The 301-nt window shown below is 26.2% G+C and carries 1 pseudogene; it reads right to left on the reverse strand.

Annotated features, from left to right (window positions below):
• Positions 1-225, reverse strand: a pseudogene (locus BT993_RS07460) (hypothetical protein); the annotation flags it as partial.
• Positions 226-301 lie beyond the last annotated feature (76 nt).

Below are 301 nucleotides of genomic sequence, written 5' to 3' on the forward strand. Positions count from 1 at the left end.
CTCCATAAAATTTCCAAAATATGATTTAGATTGAATTGTATATTTTTTAAGAAATTGCGTTTTGTTTTTAATAAACTCCCATATTATGAAATAATTAATAAATTCTTCTATTTTACTTCCCGGTGTTGCCGTAAGCATTAAAAATCCTTTTGCTTTTTTTAGTCCTTTTTTTACAGCTTTCCCACGTTGACTAGTGCTATTTTTTATATAGTGTGCCTCATCCAAAATGTACTGATAAATTAAATGTAGAAGATATATTTGAAATGCCAGAAAAGATACATAAATTTATAGAGTTTAATCC

The organism is Streptobacillus ratti (genome assembly GCF_001891165.1).
Taxonomy (GTDB): Bacteria; Fusobacteriota; Fusobacteriia; order Fusobacteriales; family Leptotrichiaceae; genus Streptobacillus; species Streptobacillus ratti.